This window comes from Halotalea alkalilenta (assembly GCF_001648175.1).
GTDB classification, from domain to species: domain Bacteria; phylum Pseudomonadota; class Gammaproteobacteria; order Pseudomonadales; family Halomonadaceae; genus Halotalea; species Halotalea alkalilenta_A.
Genome location: NZ_CP015243.1, coordinates 2,757,521 through 2,777,206 on the forward strand (window position 1 = coordinate 2,757,521; position 19,686 = coordinate 2,777,206).

Annotated in this window: 14 protein-coding genes, 2 tRNA genes and 1 pseudogene; 10 read left to right on the plus strand and 7 right to left on the minus strand. The window is 61.0% G+C overall.

Going from position 1 to position 19,686, the window contains the following annotated elements; translation table 11 throughout:
- Positions 1 to 106: 106 nt before the first annotated feature.
- Both A5892_RS12330 and A5892_RS12340 read right to left on the minus strand, forming a co-directional pair.
- Positions 107 to 1,228 (minus strand): FAD-dependent monooxygenase, encoded by a 1,122-nt coding sequence (locus tag A5892_RS12330; RefSeq protein WP_223302653.1) that lies wholly within the window; start codon positions 1,226 to 1,228, stop codon positions 107 to 109.
- Between the two features lie 673 nt (positions 1,229 to 1,901).
- Positions 1,902 to 1,989 (minus strand) — tRNA-Ser (locus A5892_RS12340).
- 317 nt (positions 1,990 to 2,306) lie between these two features.
- Between A5892_RS12340 and A5892_RS12345 the strand changes: the two genes are divergently transcribed.
- The 4 genes from A5892_RS12345 (at position 2,307) to A5892_RS12355 (ending at position 5,008) form a co-directional block, all read left to right on the plus strand.
- Positions 2,307 to 2,708 carry a carboxymuconolactone decarboxylase family protein gene (locus tag A5892_RS12345; RefSeq protein WP_064123057.1) on the plus strand — a complete coding sequence of 134 codons (402 nt, stop codon included), beginning with the start codon at positions 2,307 to 2,309 and terminating at the stop codon, positions 2,706 to 2,708.
- 156 nt (positions 2,709 to 2,864) lie between these two features.
- A complete protein-coding gene (locus A5892_RS20915; RefSeq protein ID WP_263281379.1) occupies positions 2,865 to 2,999 on the plus strand; it encodes a hypothetical protein in 135 nt (44 codons plus the stop codon).
- A 115-nt stretch (positions 3,000 to 3,114) separates the two neighbouring features.
- A tRNA-Ser gene (locus A5892_RS12350) sits at positions 3,115 to 3,204 on the plus strand.
- Positions 3,205 to 3,592: 388 nt separating this feature from the next.
- A complete protein-coding gene (locus A5892_RS12355; RefSeq protein WP_150123536.1) occupies positions 3,593 to 5,008 on the plus strand; it encodes a hypothetical protein in 1,416 nt (471 codons plus the stop codon).
- 32 nt (positions 5,009 to 5,040) lie between these two features.
- On the opposite strand, the gene A5892_RS19880 is transcribed toward A5892_RS12355, so the two are convergent.
- On the minus strand, positions 5,041 to 5,334 hold the full coding sequence (locus A5892_RS19880) for an integrase core domain-containing protein (protein WP_082890437.1): 294 nt from the start codon (positions 5,332 to 5,334) through the stop codon (positions 5,041 to 5,043).
- A gap of 215 nt (positions 5,335 to 5,549) precedes the next feature.
- Complete coding sequence (locus A5892_RS20275; RefSeq protein ID WP_150123537.1) at positions 5,550 to 6,140, minus strand: hypothetical protein; 591 nt, start codon at positions 6,138 to 6,140, stop codon at positions 5,550 to 5,552.
- Here A5892_RS20275 and A5892_RS12365 point away from each other — a divergent pair.
- Positions 6,109 to 7,212 (plus strand): annotated as a pseudogene (locus tag A5892_RS12365) (IS3 family transposase). The gene A5892_RS20275 and the pseudogene A5892_RS12365 overlap by 32 nt on opposite strands.
- A 708-nt stretch (positions 7,213 to 7,920) precedes the next feature.
- Here A5892_RS12365 and A5892_RS12370 read toward each other — a convergent pair.
- Entirely contained in the window at positions 7,921 to 9,489 is a 1,569-nt protein-coding gene (locus A5892_RS12370) for a hypothetical protein (protein ID WP_064123059.1), read from the minus strand.
- Positions 9,490 to 10,458: 969 nt separating this feature from the next.
- On the opposite strand from A5892_RS12370, the gene A5892_RS20780 reads away from it, so the two are divergent.
- The 3 genes from A5892_RS20780 to A5892_RS12385 all read left to right on the plus strand — a co-directional run bounded on the left by A5892_RS20780 (position 10,459) and on the right by A5892_RS12385 (position 11,830).
- Positions 10,459 to 10,608 (plus strand): hypothetical protein, encoded by a 150-nt coding sequence (locus A5892_RS20780; protein WP_223302654.1) that lies wholly within the window; start codon positions 10,459 to 10,461, stop codon positions 10,606 to 10,608.
- A complete protein-coding gene (locus tag A5892_RS12380) occupies positions 10,601 to 10,879 on the plus strand; it encodes a helix-turn-helix domain-containing protein (RefSeq protein ID WP_064123060.1) in 279 nt (92 codons plus the stop codon). Before A5892_RS20780 ends, A5892_RS12380 begins: the two co-directional genes overlap by 8 nt.
- 330 nt (positions 10,880 to 11,209) lie before the next feature.
- On the plus strand, positions 11,210 to 11,830 hold the full coding sequence (locus A5892_RS12385) for an NAD(P)H-dependent oxidoreductase (protein WP_064123061.1): 621 nt from the start codon (positions 11,210 to 11,212) through the stop codon (positions 11,828 to 11,830).
- A 48-nt stretch (positions 11,831 to 11,878) separates the two neighbouring features.
- On the opposite strand, the gene A5892_RS12390 is transcribed toward A5892_RS12385, so the two are convergent.
- Entirely contained in the window at positions 11,879 to 12,811 is a 933-nt protein-coding gene (locus A5892_RS12390; protein WP_064123062.1) for an AraC family transcriptional regulator, read from the minus strand.
- A 555-nt stretch (positions 12,812 to 13,366) separates the two neighbouring features.
- On the opposite strand from A5892_RS12390, the gene A5892_RS12395 reads away from it, so the two are divergent.
- Both A5892_RS12395 and A5892_RS12400 read left to right on the plus strand, forming a co-directional pair.
- Entirely contained in the window at positions 13,367 to 14,524 is a 1,158-nt protein-coding gene (locus A5892_RS12395; RefSeq protein WP_082890438.1) for an efflux RND transporter periplasmic adaptor subunit, read from the plus strand.
- Positions 14,525 to 14,527: 3 nt separating this feature from the next.
- A complete protein-coding gene (locus tag A5892_RS12400) occupies positions 14,528 to 17,665 on the plus strand; it encodes an efflux RND transporter permease subunit (RefSeq protein WP_064123063.1) in 3,138 nt (1,045 codons plus the stop codon).
- Between the two features lie 380 nt (positions 17,666 to 18,045).
- On the opposite strand, the gene A5892_RS12405 is transcribed toward A5892_RS12400, so the two are convergent.
- Entirely contained in the window at positions 18,046 to 19,629 is a 1,584-nt protein-coding gene (locus A5892_RS12405) for an MFS transporter (RefSeq protein ID WP_064123064.1), read from the minus strand.
- Positions 19,630 to 19,686: the final 57 nt, after the last annotated feature.

Genomic DNA, 19,686 nt, shown 5'->3' on the forward strand with positions numbered 1-19,686 from the left:
CATCACCCAAGCGGGTGGGCTACACGACAGGCCCTAGTGCGAACCGGACTACACCAAACGCTCGAGCTGAGACCAGCGATCATGAGCGCAGTGTTCGCCATCGCGCTCATACTTCCGTGCGCAGCGGCCCGTAGGTCTGCCGGTATCGTTTCGGACCGACGACCGGCATCAGCAGGTTGCGCACTAGCACCGGCAGCTTCGCTGCCTTCGACATCGCATCGGTCATCTTCTGGACATGGTCGACCCGCGCGCGGCGGCGGGCCTCGAAGACGGCCAGCGCAGCGGCATCGTCGCTCGACGAGGAAAGGCAAGCGGCGAGCACGATAGCGTCCTCGAGCGCAAGCGCCACCCCTTGTGCCCAGACCGGTGCCGTCGCGTGCGCTGCGTCGCCGACGAGTACCGCGCGCCCCCGGCTCCAGGCGGGCAGACGTACCTCTTCGAGCGGCGAATGGAGGATCGCGCCCGGCTCCACCGCCGCAGCGGCCACTGCCTGCCGCACGCGTGTCGGGAAGCTTTCGGACAAGGCGACGAGGGCGTCGGTCGAGGCCGTCGCACCGTCACGCGTCGCACTCGCCCAGCCATAGACCTCGCCCCCTTCCAGCGGCATCAGCAGGATCACGCCACGCGCCCCCGCCCATACGGTCCAGCAGTCGATGCCGGGATTGGGGGCGACGAAGCGCCAACTGGACTTCGAGATGATCGAATGCCGCACGCCGGCATCGTCGCCGAACAGGCACTTGCGCACGCCCGAGCCGACGCCGTCCGCTGCGACGACGAGCCGCGCGGTAAGCGTCTCGCCATCGACGAGCGCCACTTTCGCCTGATCGTCATCGACCGAAAGCGATCGTACATCGGCGCCATAGCGAACAACGTCGCCTCCGAGGCAGCCGCGAAGCATATCGACAAGCGTCGCGCGGCGGATACTGCGCGGCCTTGCAGCTTCACCCCAAAAGGCGTCTTCATCGACGGAGAAGAGCAAGCGGTCCGAGTCCGTGCGGTATTCCCGACGGCGAAGCGGATGGCCCCAACGCTCGATGGCATCGCCAAGCCCCAGGGACGCAAGTGCCTTCACCGCGTTGCCCGGCAGGTTCACCGCGAACCCCTCGGACGATGAATCCGAACGCCTCTCCAGCACGCGCACGGCTATATCGTGGTTCAGCATCGCACGTGCGGTGGCGAGTCCAGCAATGCCTCCACCTACGACCACTACTGGCGTTGCGTCTTTCACGTCATGCTCCGTTGCCATCGGCTTGGACTACGACCTTGGATACGGCACCGATCGAGCGCCGCCATCGAAACCAACCCATGCTTTTTGCGGCGCGAAACGCCATCCCGGCCGGAGCCGCTACGCATGACCGCGAGGAAATAGCGAACATCTACCATTCGATCACCGCCGATTACAGCACTGGATCGTCTGGCTTGGCTCGCCGGTTCATCTGGAAAAAACGAGTCTACATGGCCGGTGCGTATTGGCACCACCGGTGAGCGACGTCCACCACTCCAAACCTGCCGATGAGAAGCTGACATTCAGCCCCGGTTTCGGGTACCTTTCGCCACCTCTCGCAGGCGCTTGACCACGCCCTTGAAGCTGACCGCGACATGGCTTTAACAGAACGCATCGTTGGATTTCGCGATCGGCGCTGGCACTAAAGCTGCGATTTGAAATGACGACACCACCGGCTCGAGCTGCCAAGACGGCGACGAGGCCTGTGTGAAATGGTGTGTGAAATGGTCTGTGTGGAATACCGGCGCAATAGGCTTGCGACCCGACTAATGGCTCATGCTATCGATGGGCGTGAAGAACTCATTCGTCGAGAACGCTGGTCGCGGCGCTGAGGGAGGAAATCGGCAGCGGTCAGCGTGCCTAATGACTAGAGGAGTGACCAGCAAGGGTAAAGAAGTGGCGGAAGGCGTAGGATTCGAACCTACGGGGCTGTTACACCCGCTTGTTTTCGAAACAAGTGCATTCGGCCGCTCTGCCAGCCTTCCGCAATGCTATCAACGGCACTGATGGCCGGGAAGCGAGGCATAATCTATCAACGCCCTGATCCCAGGTCAATACTTCACCACTCTTTTCCGCGATCGCGCCTCAACCTCTCAACCGAGGTCAAAACAATGAAACAAGGCTGTAGAAAAGAGGACCAAATCGGTATTCAATGCGCAGAAGGCATTGATGCGCGCCTCACCACCGCGTGAACAGGCATTGCAAGCTACTCAAGCTACTACGGCGCGAATCAGCGGCACATCCAGCCGCAGCGACAAGGGGACTCTTCTCCTCTCCACTACCTCAACCGGGGACCGTTCAAATGGCCCGCCAGCTCATTGACGTCAAAGACATCTATCAAGCCAGCCGTGGTATTCGCCAATGCTCGCTGGATCCCTCGATTCGTTGCCTCGCCGAACTGCGCACCTGCCAGCTCAACGGCTGCGAGGGCTGTAGCCACTCTTCGCTGGCCGAAGCCGAAGCGCTCGGCATCTCCAAGGACAAAGTCGAGCAGTTGGCCCACTGGGCCACGTCGAACAGTTTCAGCGCCCGCGAGCGCGCGGCGCTGGCATGGTGCGACAACTTCATTCGCGAGCATTCCACCAATTCGGATATCCGCCGCCAGGCGATCGAAACCTTCAGCGGTAGCGAACTCGCGGACTTGACCCTGACCATCCAGCTCACCAGCACGCTCAACCGAGTGAGCCGCAAGTACGCCAACTGAAGCCACCACCCCACCGACGCAGGGCTGCACCGGATCGGACCATCCACAAGCCCTGCGCGGCCGTACGACTCACTTTGACCGGATGCTGATCACCGACCATGATCAGAGTTCCTCGTCACCCGTCAGAGCACCGAACACTCGACCAAGGAGCCGTACATGTCCAGAAAGGCCAAGCTGCTGACCACGCTGATCGGCTTCGGAATCAAGTACCTCAGCAAGCCGCAGAACAGGCAGAAGATAAAGTCGACGATCTCGCAACTGCGAAACCGCTCGACCCAGCGCCCACGCTAAGGCAAACACCCGCGCAAGCGCCCCCTACTCCAGGTCATCCCAGCGATAAGCTGCTGATCGATAAACATATCCATTGACCTGAACAGCGACGATGGTAAGATCCCCAACCGTGTCAGGAGGGATGGCAGAGCGGTTGAATGCACCGGTCTTGAAAACCGGCAAGGGTTAACGCCCTTCCAGGGTTCGAATCCCTGTCCCTCCGCCACTTTTTTCAACGTCCTCAAATAGTTACCCTCCTCCGAGGACGTTCCAGCAAAGCATCCAAATCCCTTGCCGGTCTTTCAACGTGACCAGAACGTGACACAAGTCTGGCAACTGCCTCACGTGCGCGATGCGGCGCCAGGTGGGCATACTTCTCCGTCTGCGTGATGGTCGAATGCCCGAGCACCTCCTTTACGTCCACCAGCGGCCACGCCATCTGACACCAGCCAGCTGGCGAACGTATGGCATGAATGCGGTGCCAATCATCAATGGGCAGGTGCAACTCACACCGCCCCGCTCGTCTTCGCACCTGACTTCCAGGGTGATGTCGATCACCCGCACTTTTTCTTTCGCCGCCCTCGAGGCAGCTTTATTTTGCCCAAGGGATACCCATGAGTGACGGAAGCACATTCGGGCAATTGCCTGCGATCGTCGCGGATTTGAAAGGAACAGTTGATACTGGGATGGAGATGCCTTCTTCGGCGGAGCTCAAGGACGTGACGTACCCAAACGGCGCCGCGCGCCCAACCGTTGCAAAGGTGTTGATGCAAGTCCTGGCTACTCTGGGGATCTGTTGTTCGTCAGTCGAAGCCGGGCTGGCCGCTGTCGATGGGAACGGGACGTTATCAATACCCAACGCGGAAGGCACCTATATAGGCGAGTACGTCGCAGACATCGACCGCAGTGCAGCCTGGGCATACCCTAAGATCGGTGTCGGAGGCGCCATCCGACTCTCGGCAGAGAGTGTCGAGGCGAGCGACTGCCAACTGCTGAACGGTGATTGCTTACGGTGGGGCCAGAACAGCGAGGCATACTTCGCCCCGCCGGATGGTTCCGAGCCTGCTGCACAAGTGGGACCGGTCAATCAGGCTATCGTCATTGGTGACAGCCAGACCACACCTGAGAAGATCCGCCCGTTCGCTGATCTTACCGGTATTCCGATCTACAGCTACTCGATGTCAGGTACGAGCAGTCCTGTAACCCTCGCACGCATGGGAGCGGTGCCTATGCGCCTGACGTTCCCCGACAACCAAATCCCAGCGTCGGGGTCTGTCACCGTCAATCACGTGAACGATCCCTACCGGCTCGCCGAAAACGTGCCCGCTACGAATCACACCGTCTACATCAACGGGGTAAGGGGGCAACTCGTCTACGTAAGCCCGCTGGTCTACTCGTTCACACGAGAACAGCCTGGGGAGGTTGTCGAGGTGCCGTCGCCCGTCGATGTAGTCTGGGAGCGGGTGCCGCTTCGGCTCGAGACGTTCGATAGCGAAGGAAATCCGCAGACGATCTCCTCCGGGCTCGCACCGATCCAGGACAACATGGAGTACTTGCAGATCTTCTGGTTTGGTGGCAACTCACGAAACAACCCCATTGAGAACCAAATCGGCTACTACCAGGCGGCGTACAACAATATCAAATCGCAGGAGAAGAGATTCATCTTCGTGAGTTGGTTCGCGCAGAAGCAAGCTACTGGGCTACCGGCGCAGTTGCAGCGCCAGAAAGATGTGGCGGCTGCGCTTGAGGCGCTCTATGGACGCCACTACATCGATCCTCAGCCGATCCTTCTCGCCAACCCGTTGCCGCAGCCGTCTACGCCTCTGAATCCAGATGACCCGGACTCAGTGGCCGAATGGGATGCCTATGAGGCCGATCAAACCGCAGTCGCGGGCGGGATAGTCCCGCCGTCCCTGATGATCGACAACACGCACATCAACCTCAAAGGGCGCCTGCTGATCTGGCGAGTCGTCGCCGAGCGCTGCGCGGAGCTCGGTTACATCGACAAAGTAAGGGACATCAAAGAGTGAAAACTCTCGAGACTATCGAGTGCCCCCCCTTATCAAGACCGGTCTCGGGTAGAAATTCCGACCGGGTTGACGTTGAAAGCATCTGACCGATAGAGGCTTTCAACATATTCGGCTGGGGTTAGCCAACCCAAAGACGAACGAGGCCTGATCTGATTGTGATCCTGCCGCCAGCTCTCGATCTTGTGAAGTGCATCGTCCAGGGACACAAACCAATGCGTGTTCATACACTCCGTTCTGAACTTGCCATTGAAAGACTCGATGGAGGCATTATCCGTCGGCTTATCTGGGCAGCTGAATCCAGCGTCACACCCTGCTCGTAGGCCCAGCGGTCGAACACACGTGAGACGAGCTCCGGGCTGTTATCGACGTGAATCGCCAGACATTCCCGGCTGTATTCGTCGACCAGTGTCAGGGCACGTAACCGCTTGCCATTGAACAGTGCCTCACTGACGAACCCCTTATTCCATACGTGATCCCGTACCGTCGTTGTCACCCGACCTCGACGGGGCGCCGCCATTATGATGCCATTTCACTCGCTGAGTTAGCTTGACATCAGTCCCGCTGCCTTGAGCGCGTTCAAAATTTCGTTGAGCTTTTGGGCTTCTGGAGACAAATCATCGCCCGTCAAGTTGCTGACAGGAGACGCGATCATCGCGGTACCTCCGTTCCAATCTCCCGAATCCAACCTAGTCACATCTTCCACATCCACGACTGAAAGAATAATTGGTACTGCTCTATTATTGACGCCGACGAACTTAATATCCAGAGCAAATAGACTGGAGCCAGAGAGAGTTCCCTGTATCCCAACATCAATATACGGCGCATCGGTCCCTTCTGGCTGCTCAGTCGGGCAAGTGGAACTGATTGGGCCAACGCGAATGCCAAAATTAGAAATCGCCGAGGAGTAGTTCCCACTGACTCTCCAATTTTCGACTTTAAGATCGCTCACATAGGGCCAACGAAAGCCGTTGGAAACGGTGGTAGCAAAAGTGATCTTCTTGACGCCTGTAGAATTACCGTCTCCTCTAGCAACGACGTCCCCCCGCACTTGAGTAGCAGGCAGCTTTGGAGTCCAATCCCGAACGAGAAGGAGATTGGACGTGAAGAAGCGTTTCAGCGAAGAACAGATCATCGGCTTCCTGCGTGAGGCCGAGGCCGGCCTGCCGGTCAAGGAGCTGTGCCGCCGGCATGGCTTCAGCGAGGCGTCGTACTACCTGTGGCGCAGCAAGTTCGGCGGGATGAATGTTTCCGAAGCCAAGCGGCTCAAGGAACTCGAAGTCGAGAATGCGCGTCTGAAGAAGCTGCTGGCCGAGCAAGTCCTCGAGAACGAGGTGATCAAGGACGTACTGCGAAAAAAATGGTGAGCGCACCGGCCCGTCGTGAGCAGGTGCGCTACATGGTCGGAAAAGGACTCAGCGAGCGGCGCGCTTTGCGCGCGGTGGGCATGAGCGCCAGCGCACTGCGTTACACACCTCGTCCGGATCGCAATGTCGAACTGCGGGCGCAGATCCAGGCATTGGCGCATCGGCACAAGCGCTACGGCGTGGGCATGATCTATCTCAAGCTGCGGCAAGGCGGCCATACCGTGAATTACAAACGCGTGGAGCGGCTGTATCAGCACGCGAAGCTGCAGGTGCGGAGACGCAAGCGCAAGAAGGTGCCGGTGAGCGAGCGGCAACCGCTGATCCGTCCGGTTGCGGCCAATGAAGTGTGGTCGATGGACTTCATCTTCGACCGCACGGCCGACGGCCGCGTCATCAAGTGCCTGGTGATCGTGGACGACGCGAGCCACGAAGCTGTGGCGATCGAAGTCGAACGCGCGATTTCCGGGCACGGGGTCAGTCGTGTGCTCGACCGCCTGGCGCTAAGCCGTGGCCTGCCGAAGGTGGTCCGAACGGACAACGGCAAGGAGTTCTGCGGCAAGGCGATGGTGGCCTGGGCGCACGAGCGGGGCGTGATGCTGCGCTTGATCCAGCCGGGCAAGCCGAATCAAAACGCTTACGTCGAGTCCTTCAACGGGCGCCTGCGCGACGAATGCCTCAACGAACACTGGTTCCCGACGCTGCTGCATGCCCGAAGCGAGATCGAGCGCTGGCGGCGGGAATACAACGAGGAACGACCAAAGAAATCACTCGGCGGGCTGACGCCCGCCGCCCACGCAAAACAACTGGCAGAAGCTCAGCTACAGTAACCCCGGGCTCTAAATGGTCCCGCTACTGAAAGCGGGGGGACGTCGGCAATGGTAAGGGTGATCTCATAGAATCCTGCAGATTCGTTCTGTATTCTAACCACACTATTCTCTGAAACAGTGATCGATCCATTATAGACTCGACCATACATCCGACGCCCAGAATAGTTAATGTAGGTAGACGGATTGATTGAGGTGGACGAATTATTGCCAGCTTCTATGATTGTACCGATCTGACGGCCGTTAGCAGCCCAAAAAGTTCCCGGGTTATCAATTTCAACTGGGACCGTAGAAGATCCAGAGTTACCCTCGTTGTATATTTGGGGGTCCACAGCTGGATTCGTCGAACGAAGACCTACCTGAACAGTTTCAAAGTAGTTGTTGCCATATCGGCAAATTCCACGCCCGTTGTAGGTAATGGCGGCACCTGTGCCATGACCCGTATATCCAGCCCTGCTGGATGCCCTCACCTGTTTGAAGTGGCATCCTCTCACCTCCAGAGACCTTGACCAACCACCATCTGAACCCACACTCAAACGAGTCTCATCGCTCGAGTCGCTCCAGTTGACCCCATTCTCTCCATTGGGAAGAAGACCAGCGAATCTTCCATCGTCGGAGAACTCAATCTTACCGTTACCATTAGCGCCCTCAGAGAGCACCATGATGGCGTGGTTTACACCTTCAAACCAATCATTGTAGATCTGCCAGTGAAAATTTCTCCTCCCTAAATAACCGCATAGGAAGTTGTTCGACCCTCCAGTGTGAGAGTTACCCCATGCGAACCTATTCGACTCAGAGCCCGAACCGTGGTCCAGGATGTCCGCGACCCTGGGATCACCCCCAAATGAGTTTTTGGTAAAAGTAAAAGCATCATTGAAGTTGCCTCCCCCCCTCCGGTAATCCCTCGCGCAGAGTGTGTAATTTCTCGATAACTATTCGATAGGTTCAAAAGACCTATACGAGCAAGGGTACCCGCTGCTCCAGAGAACATATTCTCGTTCCAGGACATAGCGATGTTGTTGCAACTGACGAATGCAACTCTCGGATTTCCATTGAACTGGCACCACCTGGTCCTCACGCGGCCGCCATTGGCAAGAAGAATGCAAACCCCATGAGCCGGCCCCTGGATGGCTATGTTCTCCATCACCACATCAGACCAGCCACCCGTTTCGGAGTTCTCATTGAAATTACTGGAGACGAATCCGAACTGAACAGATGCTTCCTCATCCCTGGTATACAAGGATTCCATTTCGCTGGTTGGGGTTCCCGTCGGCATTGTTGAGGGGAACACATCGGTCACATTTCCAGCGTTCTGGAAAACGAAGGTTGATCTCCAAGGCCCAGCACCGATGAAACCCTTGCATGCCCCTGACAATTCTCGATCCCTGATCGGTATTTTGCGATTGAGATAGTACGTCTTGAGATGGCAGCCAATGATCCATGCGGGGGTTCTAGCGAGATAAAATACTTCCCTGGTAGCGGCCCAGTCGATCAGGTCGGTTAGCTCATAGGCATGGGGATACCTGACTCGCGCCTCTTTCAGTGTGCCAAAGAAGACATTGAGCGCCAGAGGCTGGCCAACCGCTCCGAAGTATTCGGGCGATGCACACTTGAATTCTCTCTCCCAATATCCATTGGCGCCCTCTGGCGCAGCGATGGTGCCGTAGTCCGTGATGGCAGAGCCTTTTCTCCAAATGAAATTACCGCCTGACTCCCTGACTGGATAATCCTTCCAATAGGAGACAAGGTAGACGACATCACCATCGTATCGACCCGAGACCGCCAAGAGTTCATCGAAAGAGAAGAGCTGTCGCGAGGCCCGGTAGACGATGCCCGCGCCTCGGGAGAGACTGAGTGCGGTATCCGAGAGGTCCTCCCGCGTAAGGCCCTGGAACACCCCCACGTGGCCGTCTGCCATGTCCTGATCCAGCGACACGCTCGTGTAGTCGTGGGCGACGACGTAGACAACCCCACCGCTAAGGAACAGGTCCCGGGCCTTGTATGCCTTCCCGACCTCATAATCCCCGGTGGGATTGACTACGCCCAGTCCTCCGATCGCTTTCTCTGCGAGCTGCCCCCAGCCCTTGGCCATCTTGGCCAGTGTCGGTAAAGGGCCGGATTCAGTCAGAACATCGGTCTCATCATCCCCATGCACGAAGGCGTGCTGAAGGTCGCTGGCCTCGTTGGAACGACGCGCGGCAAGCGATAGCTGTGCCGCATATTGCTCAAGGGCCTCGAGGGTGGTGCGGTCTGCCATGTCAGGCTTCTCCGTTGTCAGCGGCGGCTGGTCCATGGTAATGGATCGTGTTGCGAGTCTGGTCGACTGAATCACTGACTATGTCGGCGATGCTCTTTCCATCGCCTATAGCGACATCGGTGTAATCGGGTGGTTCAGTCATCGCCCGGCACTCGAGTGCTTAAGCATTGGCCGTGCCACGGCTCTGCACCGATGGCATCGACATACCAGCTAAGGGCCATTTCCTGACCGTTCAACGGATCGGGCGCGCCTCGCCAATCAAAGCCAGCCGACGGTGAGCGTCGCGGTATTGCGAGGATCAGGCATAATGACCTCATTGCGGAGTTGACTCGAGGTTTGCAACTCACTGAGCCAGGCTGCCAGCAAAGCGTGGCTGGACGGAGCGGATATGAGTGCTAAAGGCAGTGACAGCACAGCAAGGTTTAGTCGTCGCCAGTTTTTCGGGCTGGCAACGGCGTCTCTAGCGGCAGCCTACGCATGGCCAACGGCGCAGCCCGAGCAATGGTCTGGGCTGGCCTTTCGGGCGATAGACGTCACCGATCGACTCACCCTTGCCGCTGAACAGCTGCACCGCAGTATTCACGTCGTGGTACCCAGCATTTTTCGGGGCGCTGACTAGCTCAGGTCAGGTCCAGGCGGCCTGAAGCTCGGTCGCGGGATAAAAGGGTTGGATTACGCAGTTGTAGCTGATGGTCCCCGACCGAGACACCTAGGCCAGATGAAGACCGCCCTGGCCCAGTTCCAGCGCCGCACGTCGAATGCGAGCCGCCTGGTACTCCATCCTCCGGCAAGCCTCCAAGAATTGATTTTCCATACGTCAAAGACGTATGGTCAATGGCATATACACAATCATCGAAACCGCCACGTTCAGGCGCTATGCCACCAGCATCTGGCAGGAAGACGAGCGTCTGGCCGTTCTTCTCGTGGTTGGCGGCCAATCCATTGACCGGCGATGTGATTCCCGCAACGGGCGGTCTGCGCAAGATTCGCTGGAGTCGCTCGGGGATGGGAAAACGAGGCGGAGCCCGGGTGATCTACTACAACACCCTGGATGACGGCACCATTTGGCTGCTGATCGTCTACACCAAGGCCAAATTCGACAACCTGCCTGCTGCCCTGCTCAATCAGTTGAAGGAGGAGATCGAACATGGATAAGGAAATGGAACAGTTCGGACGTGACCTGCTGCAGTCCGTACGCGAGATGAAGGCCGGCAAGGCGGCACGCGTTACGCGCGTGGAGGTCTCCGAGGCTGCCCACGCGCGCCAGCGGGTCGGCGCTTCACAGTCAGAGTTCGCCAAGCTGATTGGCGTCAGCGTGCGTACCCTGCAGGAATGGGAGCAGGGGCGGCGCGAGCCCACCGGCGCCGCTCGTACGCTGCTGCGCGTCGCCGAACAGCATCCCGAAGCGCTGCGAGATCTGTCGTAAGTACTTGCCGAAGCATCGGATGATGGCGCCGACATAGGGAGCAGAGCTACTTCACTCCGACGGCCCGAACGGCTCCACCGGACGTGCTTCCGGCCTTGGACGAGCACGCAGTCGACACAAGACGATGCGATGACCAATAGCCTGTCCACCACGCGACATCCAACGGTTGGCGCTACTTCCCCTCCCTCGAAGATCACCGATGCGGCTGCCGAGCCGAGATCGGTTGTTCATCGCTTGACATGGTTATCTACCATAAGTAGCTTGGCCAACATAATCTACCAAAGGTAGGAAAAGGCCAGCTTTCTTCTCAGCCATGGCAGGAGCTTCACCGTGCATGCACTCATCGTCGTCTCTCACCCCGAGCCTGGGTCACTCACCCATAGCATCGCCCAGCGTATCGCCGAGGGAGTGAGCCTCTCGGCGCAAGGCAACTCGTTCGAGATCGCGGATCTCGCCGCGGAGGCTTTCGATCCGCGGTTCAGCGCAGCGGATCTTGCCGCTAGCCGCGGACAGGCGGCGCCCCCCGCGGATGTCATCGCCGAGCAGGCGAGGATCGATCGCGCCGATGCTCTGGTGCTGGTCTACCCCGTCTACTGGTGGTCGATGCCGGGGCTTCTCAAAGGTTGGATCGATCGTGTGTTCGTCAATGGCTGGGCGTTCGACTTCGGTGCGGATGCCCAGTTGGTGAAGAAACTCGGCCACCTCAGGGTTCATCTTGTCGGTATCGGTGGTGCCGATATTCAGACCTACACACGGCACGGCTACGCCGATGCCATGAAGACGCAGATTGATCATGGGATTTTCGATTACTGCGGCGCCCAGGTCCCGACCTCCATGCTGCTGTTGGATTCGGAGACGCGCCCGCCAGATACTCACCTGGAATCCGCCCATGCGATCGGGCGAAATCTCTTCACCCCACCCCAGCAGTGTCCGGCTACGACCGCGCTATGAATACGCGGCTCTAGGCGATTTTTTCCAACTGAAAAGCACAGGGGCGGGTCACCCGGCAGCGGCAACCAAGCGCTGCCCGCGACCGTACCTCCGTGGCGAGGCGCCCATGACCCTCTTGAACGCCGTACTGAAGGCGCTTTCGGATTCGTAACCGAGTGACAACGCTATGGTGGAGATGGAGTCGTTGGAATTCTCCAGCCGGTCGCCAGCGAGCAGCATTCGCCAGCGCGTCAGGTACTCCATCGGAGAGGTCCCGACCGTCTCTTTGAACCTCTGCGCGAAGGCCGATCGCGACATGCAGGCACGTTCCGCCAGCTCGTGCAGCTTCCAACGATGCGCAGGATTGGCATGGATCGCGTTGATCGCGGCGCCCAACTGCTTGTCCGCCACGCCGAGCAGCCATCCCACCCCGCCCATCGTCGACGCTTGCTCCACATGCAGGCGCAGCGCCTGGACCAGCATCATGTGGGCTAGGTGCTCCAGCACCAGGAAGCTGCCGGGCTGCTGCTCGCGCAGCTCCTGCATCATCCGCTCCACCGACCAGCGCAGCGCTGACTGGTCAGACTCCTTGCGGATATGACCGATGGGCGGCAGCAGCCCCATCAGGGTGCTTGCGTGGCTGCCGCTGACAGCGAAACGACTGCCGACGAGAAGGAAATCCCCGCCGCCGTTGATGGTCACGACCCCGCCGGCGCGGGCGGGCGCGAAGAAGTCACTGGCCGCGACGGGCGTCACTGCCATATCGCTCGCGAGACGGAAAGGACGCCCGCTTGGCAGCACGAAGCAGTCCCCCTGCTTCAAGCGCACCGCCTCGGGAATGCCCTCCACAGCGAGCCAGCATTCGCCCGAAACCACCGCATAACACTTGATGAGTTGGTGCTGGGCGGCGAACTGAACCGACCATTCACCACCTGCGTTGAAACCGGAAGACACGTAGCTGCGCGGCTTTAGCAGCGAAAGTACGTCTGAGAGCGGATCCATAAACTTCCCTGGACGATGACAAGAACAGTTCGGACTCTGGGGCATCGATCGTACTATCGGGCTCGGCCGCCTTACCTGTCATGAAACCTCGCCGTTCCTTTCTGCCGACTTACCATGTTCCCCCCCATGGAACGGAACCGCCCCATCATGGCGTCATCCCGCCCATCGCTGGCTGGATACGCAGCAACAATGCCTCGCTCGGTGAACATGCAGGTTTGAATCGAGCGCTAGTCTCCAGCTCGATCGATCAGCGCTCGAACCCCGGCAACCAGGGCCCGCCGCTTGCTGGACGATCACAAAGACAAGCCGGACTACCTCGCATAGACCCTGACTGGCCCAACCACCTATCTTCGGCCCGGTCGCAAGACAAGCTTGCTACTCAGCCAAGCGTATGGCCCGCCTTGAGCACAACCAACGCCGCTTACCCGGCAACCCAGCGCGCAGGCCATCAGCGTTGCAGGGACGCTTTTGATCCTCGCGCGCCGGCATGCAGTGAGTATCCGTTTCATCGCTGAGAGAACGAAGCCGCACAGCGCCATACAGGAACATGGATTCATGCATCCGACCGTCATCAGCCTCTTCCACTTCTCTGTCACCCGCGGTTTCACACGCCACCCCATCGAGCGACTCCGTCCGGGACTCTTGGCCCCCCTCCTCTTGCTGCTCGCCGCCTGCGGCGGACCGTCCGGCGATAGCGAGGAGAACCGACGGGCCGAGGCGGTGCTTGTTTCCGTCGCGCTGGTGGAACCCGCCGCGTTCGGCGAACGTTTCTCCCTTTCCGGCACCCTGACCGCCGAGCGCGAAGCGGGGCTATCTCCTCGCGTCGACGGGCTGGTCGGGCGCGTGCACGTCGATGCCGGTGATCACGTCGAGGCCGGACAGGTGCTGATCGAGCTCGATCCCGCCATCGCCCGCCAGGCCTTGCTGCGCGCCCGGGCCCAAACGGAAGAAGCCGAGGCCGCGCTGCGCGAGGCGCAGCGCCTGTACGACGAGGCGCAGCGTCTCGGCGCGAGTCGGAGCATCGCCGCCACCCAGGTCGAGGCACGTGCCTCCGCACTGCAACTTGCACGCGCGGTAGCGGACTCGGCTCGAGCAAATGCGCGCGAGCAAGCGGAGCAGGTCGAGCGACACACACTGCCGGCGCCGTTCGACGGCGTGGTCGCCGAGAAACTCACCGAGGCCGGCGAATGGGTACAGCGCGGCACCCCGGTGCTGACCCTGGTCGCGACCGAGCGCGTACGCCTCGACTTGCGCGTACCGCAGGAGCGCTACTCTCAGTTGGATGAGAATGTACAAATTCGCGTGTTCGCCGACGCCCTCGGCGATACGCCGCTGCCGGCAACCATTGGCGCGCGGGTGCCGGTCACCGACCCTCGTGCGCGTGCCTTTTTGCTGCGCCTGCTGGTGGACGACCCCCAAGGCCGATTGCTCCCGGGTACCTCTGCTCGCGCCGAGATCGATCTGGACGCCGAAACGCCCGCGCTCGCGATCAGTCGCGACGCCTTGCTCCGCCAGCCCGACGGCGGCCACAGCGTGTTCATTGTGGAGGACGATGGCGATGCAACGGTCGCGCGTCAGCGCAGCGTGCGGATCCTGTACGAGCGGGATGGGCAGGTCGCCGTGGCTTCCGGCCTCAGCCGCGGCCAACGCGTCGTAATACGTGGCAACGAAGCCCTCGATGAAGGCCGCCCCGTTGAAGTGATGGAGCGCTGACCGATGAGCTTCGATCGCGTTCTCCGTCATGGCACCCTGATCGCGGTCGCGGTCCTGATCATCTGCGTGCTGGGTATCAGCGCCGCGCTGCGGGTGCCGGTGCAGATGATCCCCGATCTGGAGGTGCGCACCATCAGCGTCGACACGAGCTGGCCCGGCGCCTCGCCGCAGGACGTAGAGAAGGAAATCCTGATCGAGCAGGAGCAGTACCTGCGCACGCTGCCCGGCCTGCGTCGCATGGTGTCGACCGCCAGTATCGGGGAAGCCAGCATCGTGCTGGAGTTCCCCTTCGGCGTCGACATCAACGAGGCGCTGATCCGCACCAACAACGCGCTCAGCCAGGTATCCGATTATCCGGAGAACGTGGACGCCCCGGCATTGACCACCGTCTCGGTCTCCGAAGAGCCGTTCATGTACTTCCGGGTTGGCCCGCGCGCAGAAGGCGGCGCGGAGCTCGATCTGGCGATGATGGGCGACTTCCTGCAGGACGAGGTGCGGCCCCGCCTCGAGCGTGTCGACGGGGTCTCCCTGGTCGAGATCAATGGCGCGGCCGAACGTCAGGTCCGCATCGAGGTCGACCCGTATCGCCTGGCCGAACGCGGATTGGACATGACCGATGTGCGCGATGCGCTGCGGGCACGCAATGTCGACCGCTCCGCCGGCGACCTGGATGACGGCAAGCGCAGCGTGCTGGTGCGCACGATCGGGCGCTTCCGCACGCCTGCCGAGATCGGCGATCTAATCGTCTCCGAACAGGAGGGCGCGCTGGTGCGCCTGTCCGATCTGGCCGAGATCCGGCTCAGCCACCACGAACTGCGCGAAAGCGCGTACTACAACGGCCTGCCGGCGCTGTACCTGGCGGTGCGCCGCGAGACCGGCTCGAACGTGATCCAGACCAAGTACGCGGTGCTGCCCGAGGTCGAGGCGATCAACCAAGAGATCATGGCGCCGCTGGGCCTCGAGATCACGTTGGTCAGCGAGGACGCACGCTACGTCGAGGACTCGGTGGCCAACGTCTGGACCAACCTGTTCCTCGGCGCGGTGCTCGCGACCCTGGTGATGTTCGCCTTCCTGCGTTCGGCGCGCAGTACCTTCATCGGCGTGATCGCGATTCCGATCTGCACCATTGCCGCTTTCATCGGCCTGCTGCTGGCCGGGCGCACACTGAACGTGATTTCCATGGCCGGCGTGGCCTTTGCCATCGGCATGACCCTGGACAACACCATCGTGGTGCTGGAAAGCATCGACCAAGCGCGGCGCCGCGGACTGGACCGCTTCGCGGCCGCCTTGGCCGGCGTACGCCGGGTCTGGCCGGCGGTGCTGGCCTGTACCCTGACCACCGTGCTGGTGTTCGCACCGACCCTGTTCGTCGAGGAAGAAGCGGGCCAGCTCTACTCGGACATCGCGATCGCGATCTCCGCGGCGATCCTGGCCTCGATGGTGGTGGCGGTCACGGTGCTGCCTGCGCTGGCCACGCGGATGATGCCGCCACCGGGCGCGGAGGACGCAGCCGGCGGCAATGCGTTCGACCGCATCGGCCAACGCCTCGGCGCGCTCCATGCCACCTGGCCGCGTCGCGTCACGGTGCTGGCCAGCACGCTGGTTGCCTCCGTGCTGGCGGTGGCGCTGCTGACGCCGCCGGCCGAGTACCTGCCCGAAGGCGAGGAAGCACGGGTCTTTTCGCGCATGATCGCGCCGCCAGGCTACAACTTGTCCGAGATGGAGGGCATCGCGCAGGAGCTGATCACCGAACTGCGTCCGCGGCTCGACGATGCACCCGAGCGCTATGCCCGTGGCGAGACGGACATACCGGCGCTGCGGGTCTTCGCCATGTTCGTCGACCCGCAGGGCATCAGCATCATGACCGATCCGAAGAACCCGGCCGAGATCGACGCGCTGATAGGCGCCCTGGAGGCGCTCTACACCTCTTGGCCCGGCATGCGCGCCTTCGCCTCGCGCGGCTCGATCATTTCCAACGACGAAGGCGGCACCCGCAGCATCAACCTGGACATCGCCGGTACCGACCTGGCGCAGATCTATCGCGTCGCAGGCCTGGCCTATGCGCGCGCCGCCACCATGTTCGAAGGCGCCCAGATCGGCTCCGAGCCAAACGCGCTGAGCCTCGACCAGCCCATGCTCGAAGTCGTGCCGCGCTGGGAGCGGCTGGTCGACGTCGGCCTCGACGGAGAGCGCTTCGGCTATTCGGTCGCCGCACTCAGCGATGGCGCGTTCGCCGATGAAATGATCCTGGACGACCGCCGCATCGACATCTACCTGTTCAGCAGCGCCGGCAGCGGGCAACGCGTGGACCACCTGCCCGACCTGCCGATCGCCACGCCGTCCGGCGCGGTGCTGCCACTGTCCGCGCTGGGCGAGCTGCGCGAGTCCGTCGATACCGACAGCATCCGCCGGCTGGACGGCCGCCGCACCGTCACGCTGAACATCATACCGCCGCGCTCGGTGGCGCTGGAGACCGGCGTTACGCGCGTACGCAACGAACTGATCGAGTCGATGCGCATCGCCGGTGAGATTCCGCACGGGGTGTCGGTGGACATCACCGGCGCCAGCGACCAGTTGCAGGCCACCCGTGAAGCGGTCTCGAGCAATTTCCTGATCGCCGTGCTGCTGTGCTATCTGGTGCTGGTGGTGGTCTTCGGCCACTGGGGGCGGCCGCTGTTCGTCATGGCCACGATCCCGGTGGGCCTGGCGGGCGGCATCATCGGGTTGGCGATCCTCAACGGCATCGGCGCTGGGTTCGGCATTCACCAACCGTTCGACATGATCACCCTGCTGGGCTTCCTGGTACTGCTGGGCGCGGTGGTCAACAACCCGATCCTGATCGTGCAGGAAGCCTACAAGCGTCTCGAGGAGGGGGCCGAATCGGTTGCAACGGCGGTAGATGACGCGGTGCGCATCCGCTTGCGCGCGATCCTGATGTCGAGCCTGACCACCATCTTCGGCGTAGCGCCGCTGGTGCTGATCCCAGGCGCGGGCACCGAGCTCTATCGCGGTCTGGGCGCCATCGTGATGTTCGGCATCGCCTTCTCCACCCTGGTCACGCTTACCTTCCTGCCAAGCCTGATGGTGGCAACGCTTACGCTGCGCGAGCGAGCCGGCGCGCTGCTGCGCAGGGCTCAATGAGGGGGCCCGCCAGGGAGTGCGGGCCATCCGCCAGGCCGACATAGACCGGCGCCGAGCCGGCCCGAACACGGCAAACCACGCAGCGGGCACGCTCGAGCGGTTCCCGAGCGAGGGAGCGAAAGAGGGGCTGGACAGCGCGGTGCAGCGAAGGTCTGAAAACAGCACGCCCACCAGCTTTCGCCAATGCTGCGAGGAGGTACTCAAGCCCAGGGTGCTCAGCTGAGCCTGGACGACAGGTGAAGATAGATGATCGCCTTTGTCTATCGTTTTCGAGAAGTTCGCGGGCCTTTCGGATTCAGGATTGAAAGCTGAAATATCATCGCAGAGGGCAGTGACGGCAGAGCGCGCTGGAAAGCGAGCGCCACCGAACCTATGCAGAGCTATTCAGCTTCTGGGCGTTTCATGCCGCTCTCCCCGGCAACCTTGGCCGATTGTGGCGAACCTGATGGCGAAAACAGCGCCACCGGGCTCATCCGCCATAGATTCCAAAGCGACACTGCCGCAATCAGAACCGCACCGCCGAGCCCAACGGAGATCGCGTGGGTCAGCGCCTCTCGGGCGGCATCGACGAGCTGCGGATCGATGCCTGCGGGAACCGCTTTGAGCAGCACCTGGGGATCGCTGAACATGGAAAGCGCCGAGGACTGATCGAGCTCAGCGAAGGATCGCTCTAGTTCTCGACGATAGAGGAAAGTCGTCAAAGTCCCCATGCCCGCGGTACCCAGTAGGCCCCCCACCAATCGTAGCGATTGCAGCAAAGCAGTGGCGATTCCCAGGTGCCGGCGTTCGGCCAGCGTCTGGGTGAACAAGGTGAGATTGAGCAAGATGAAGCCGAGTCCCATCCCCGCGAGCAGCATCAATCCCAGCAGCAGACCGAAACTGGCTTCCCTTCCACACAGCGACAAACCCACACAAGCCAGCAGTAGCGCAATGAAACCGGCGCGGGGCAGCCAGTTGGGATTGCGCAGACGGCTGATGACCCGGCTGTTGACGATGGCTCCCAGGGTGATGCTCAACACCATCGGTGTGATCAGTACCCCAGCGTCCTGCGGGCTGTACCCATAGCTGCCTTGAAAAAGCAGCGGCATGTAGAACAGCAGCGCGAACATCACCGAACCGACCATCACCGACAGTCCGAACAGCGTGCGCAGGCCTTTGACCGCAAACAGGGCTGGCGGCATCAACGGCGCGGGCGCACGCCGCTCCCACCACCACAGCAGCGCCGCCGCCCCCAGGCTGGCACCGCCCATGAGCAGGACCGCACCTCCAGCACCGGCGCGAGGCAGCCATTCGACGAAAAGCTGTAACGAACCCAGGGTTATGGCAATCAACAAAGCACCGAACCAATCGAGCGAGATCGGCTTGGACGTTTCCGGCCGATACCAGGGCAAGTAGCGCCAAGCGAAGAAGAGCGCCAGCAGACCCAAAGGCAAATTGAGATAGAACACGAAACGCCAGCCGTAGTAGCCGGTAAGAAAACCGCCGAGCGAAGGGCCAAGCGCATTGACCACGCTGAATGCGGCACTGAGCAGAACCTGCCAGCGCAGTCGTTGACGGGTATCAGGGAATAGATCGGGCACGCAAGCGAACGCAGTACCGATTAGCATCCCGCCCCCCACCCCCTGCAGCGCTCGTGCCGCGACGAGAAAGCGCATATCGCTGGCCAGCGCACAGGCCAACGAGGCCAGGGTGAAGATCAGCGTCGCCGCGATCACGAACGGCTTGCGCCCGTAGTAGTCGCCCATGCGGCCGAAGATTGGAATGGTGACGATCGAAGTGAGCAGATAGCCGGTGCCGATCCAGGCGTAGAAATCGAAGCCATTCAGATCCGCGACGATGTGGGGCAAGGCGTTGCCGATCACGGTCTGATCGAGTGCCGCAAGCATCAATACCAGGGAGATGCCGAGCATTGCCAACAGCGCCTGGGTGAACGGCAGGGCCGGACGATTAGCCGGGATCGTCATGTGATCGCCTCTTCTACCGCACGATGAAAATGAATCAGGCGCCTGCCCCAAGGCGCA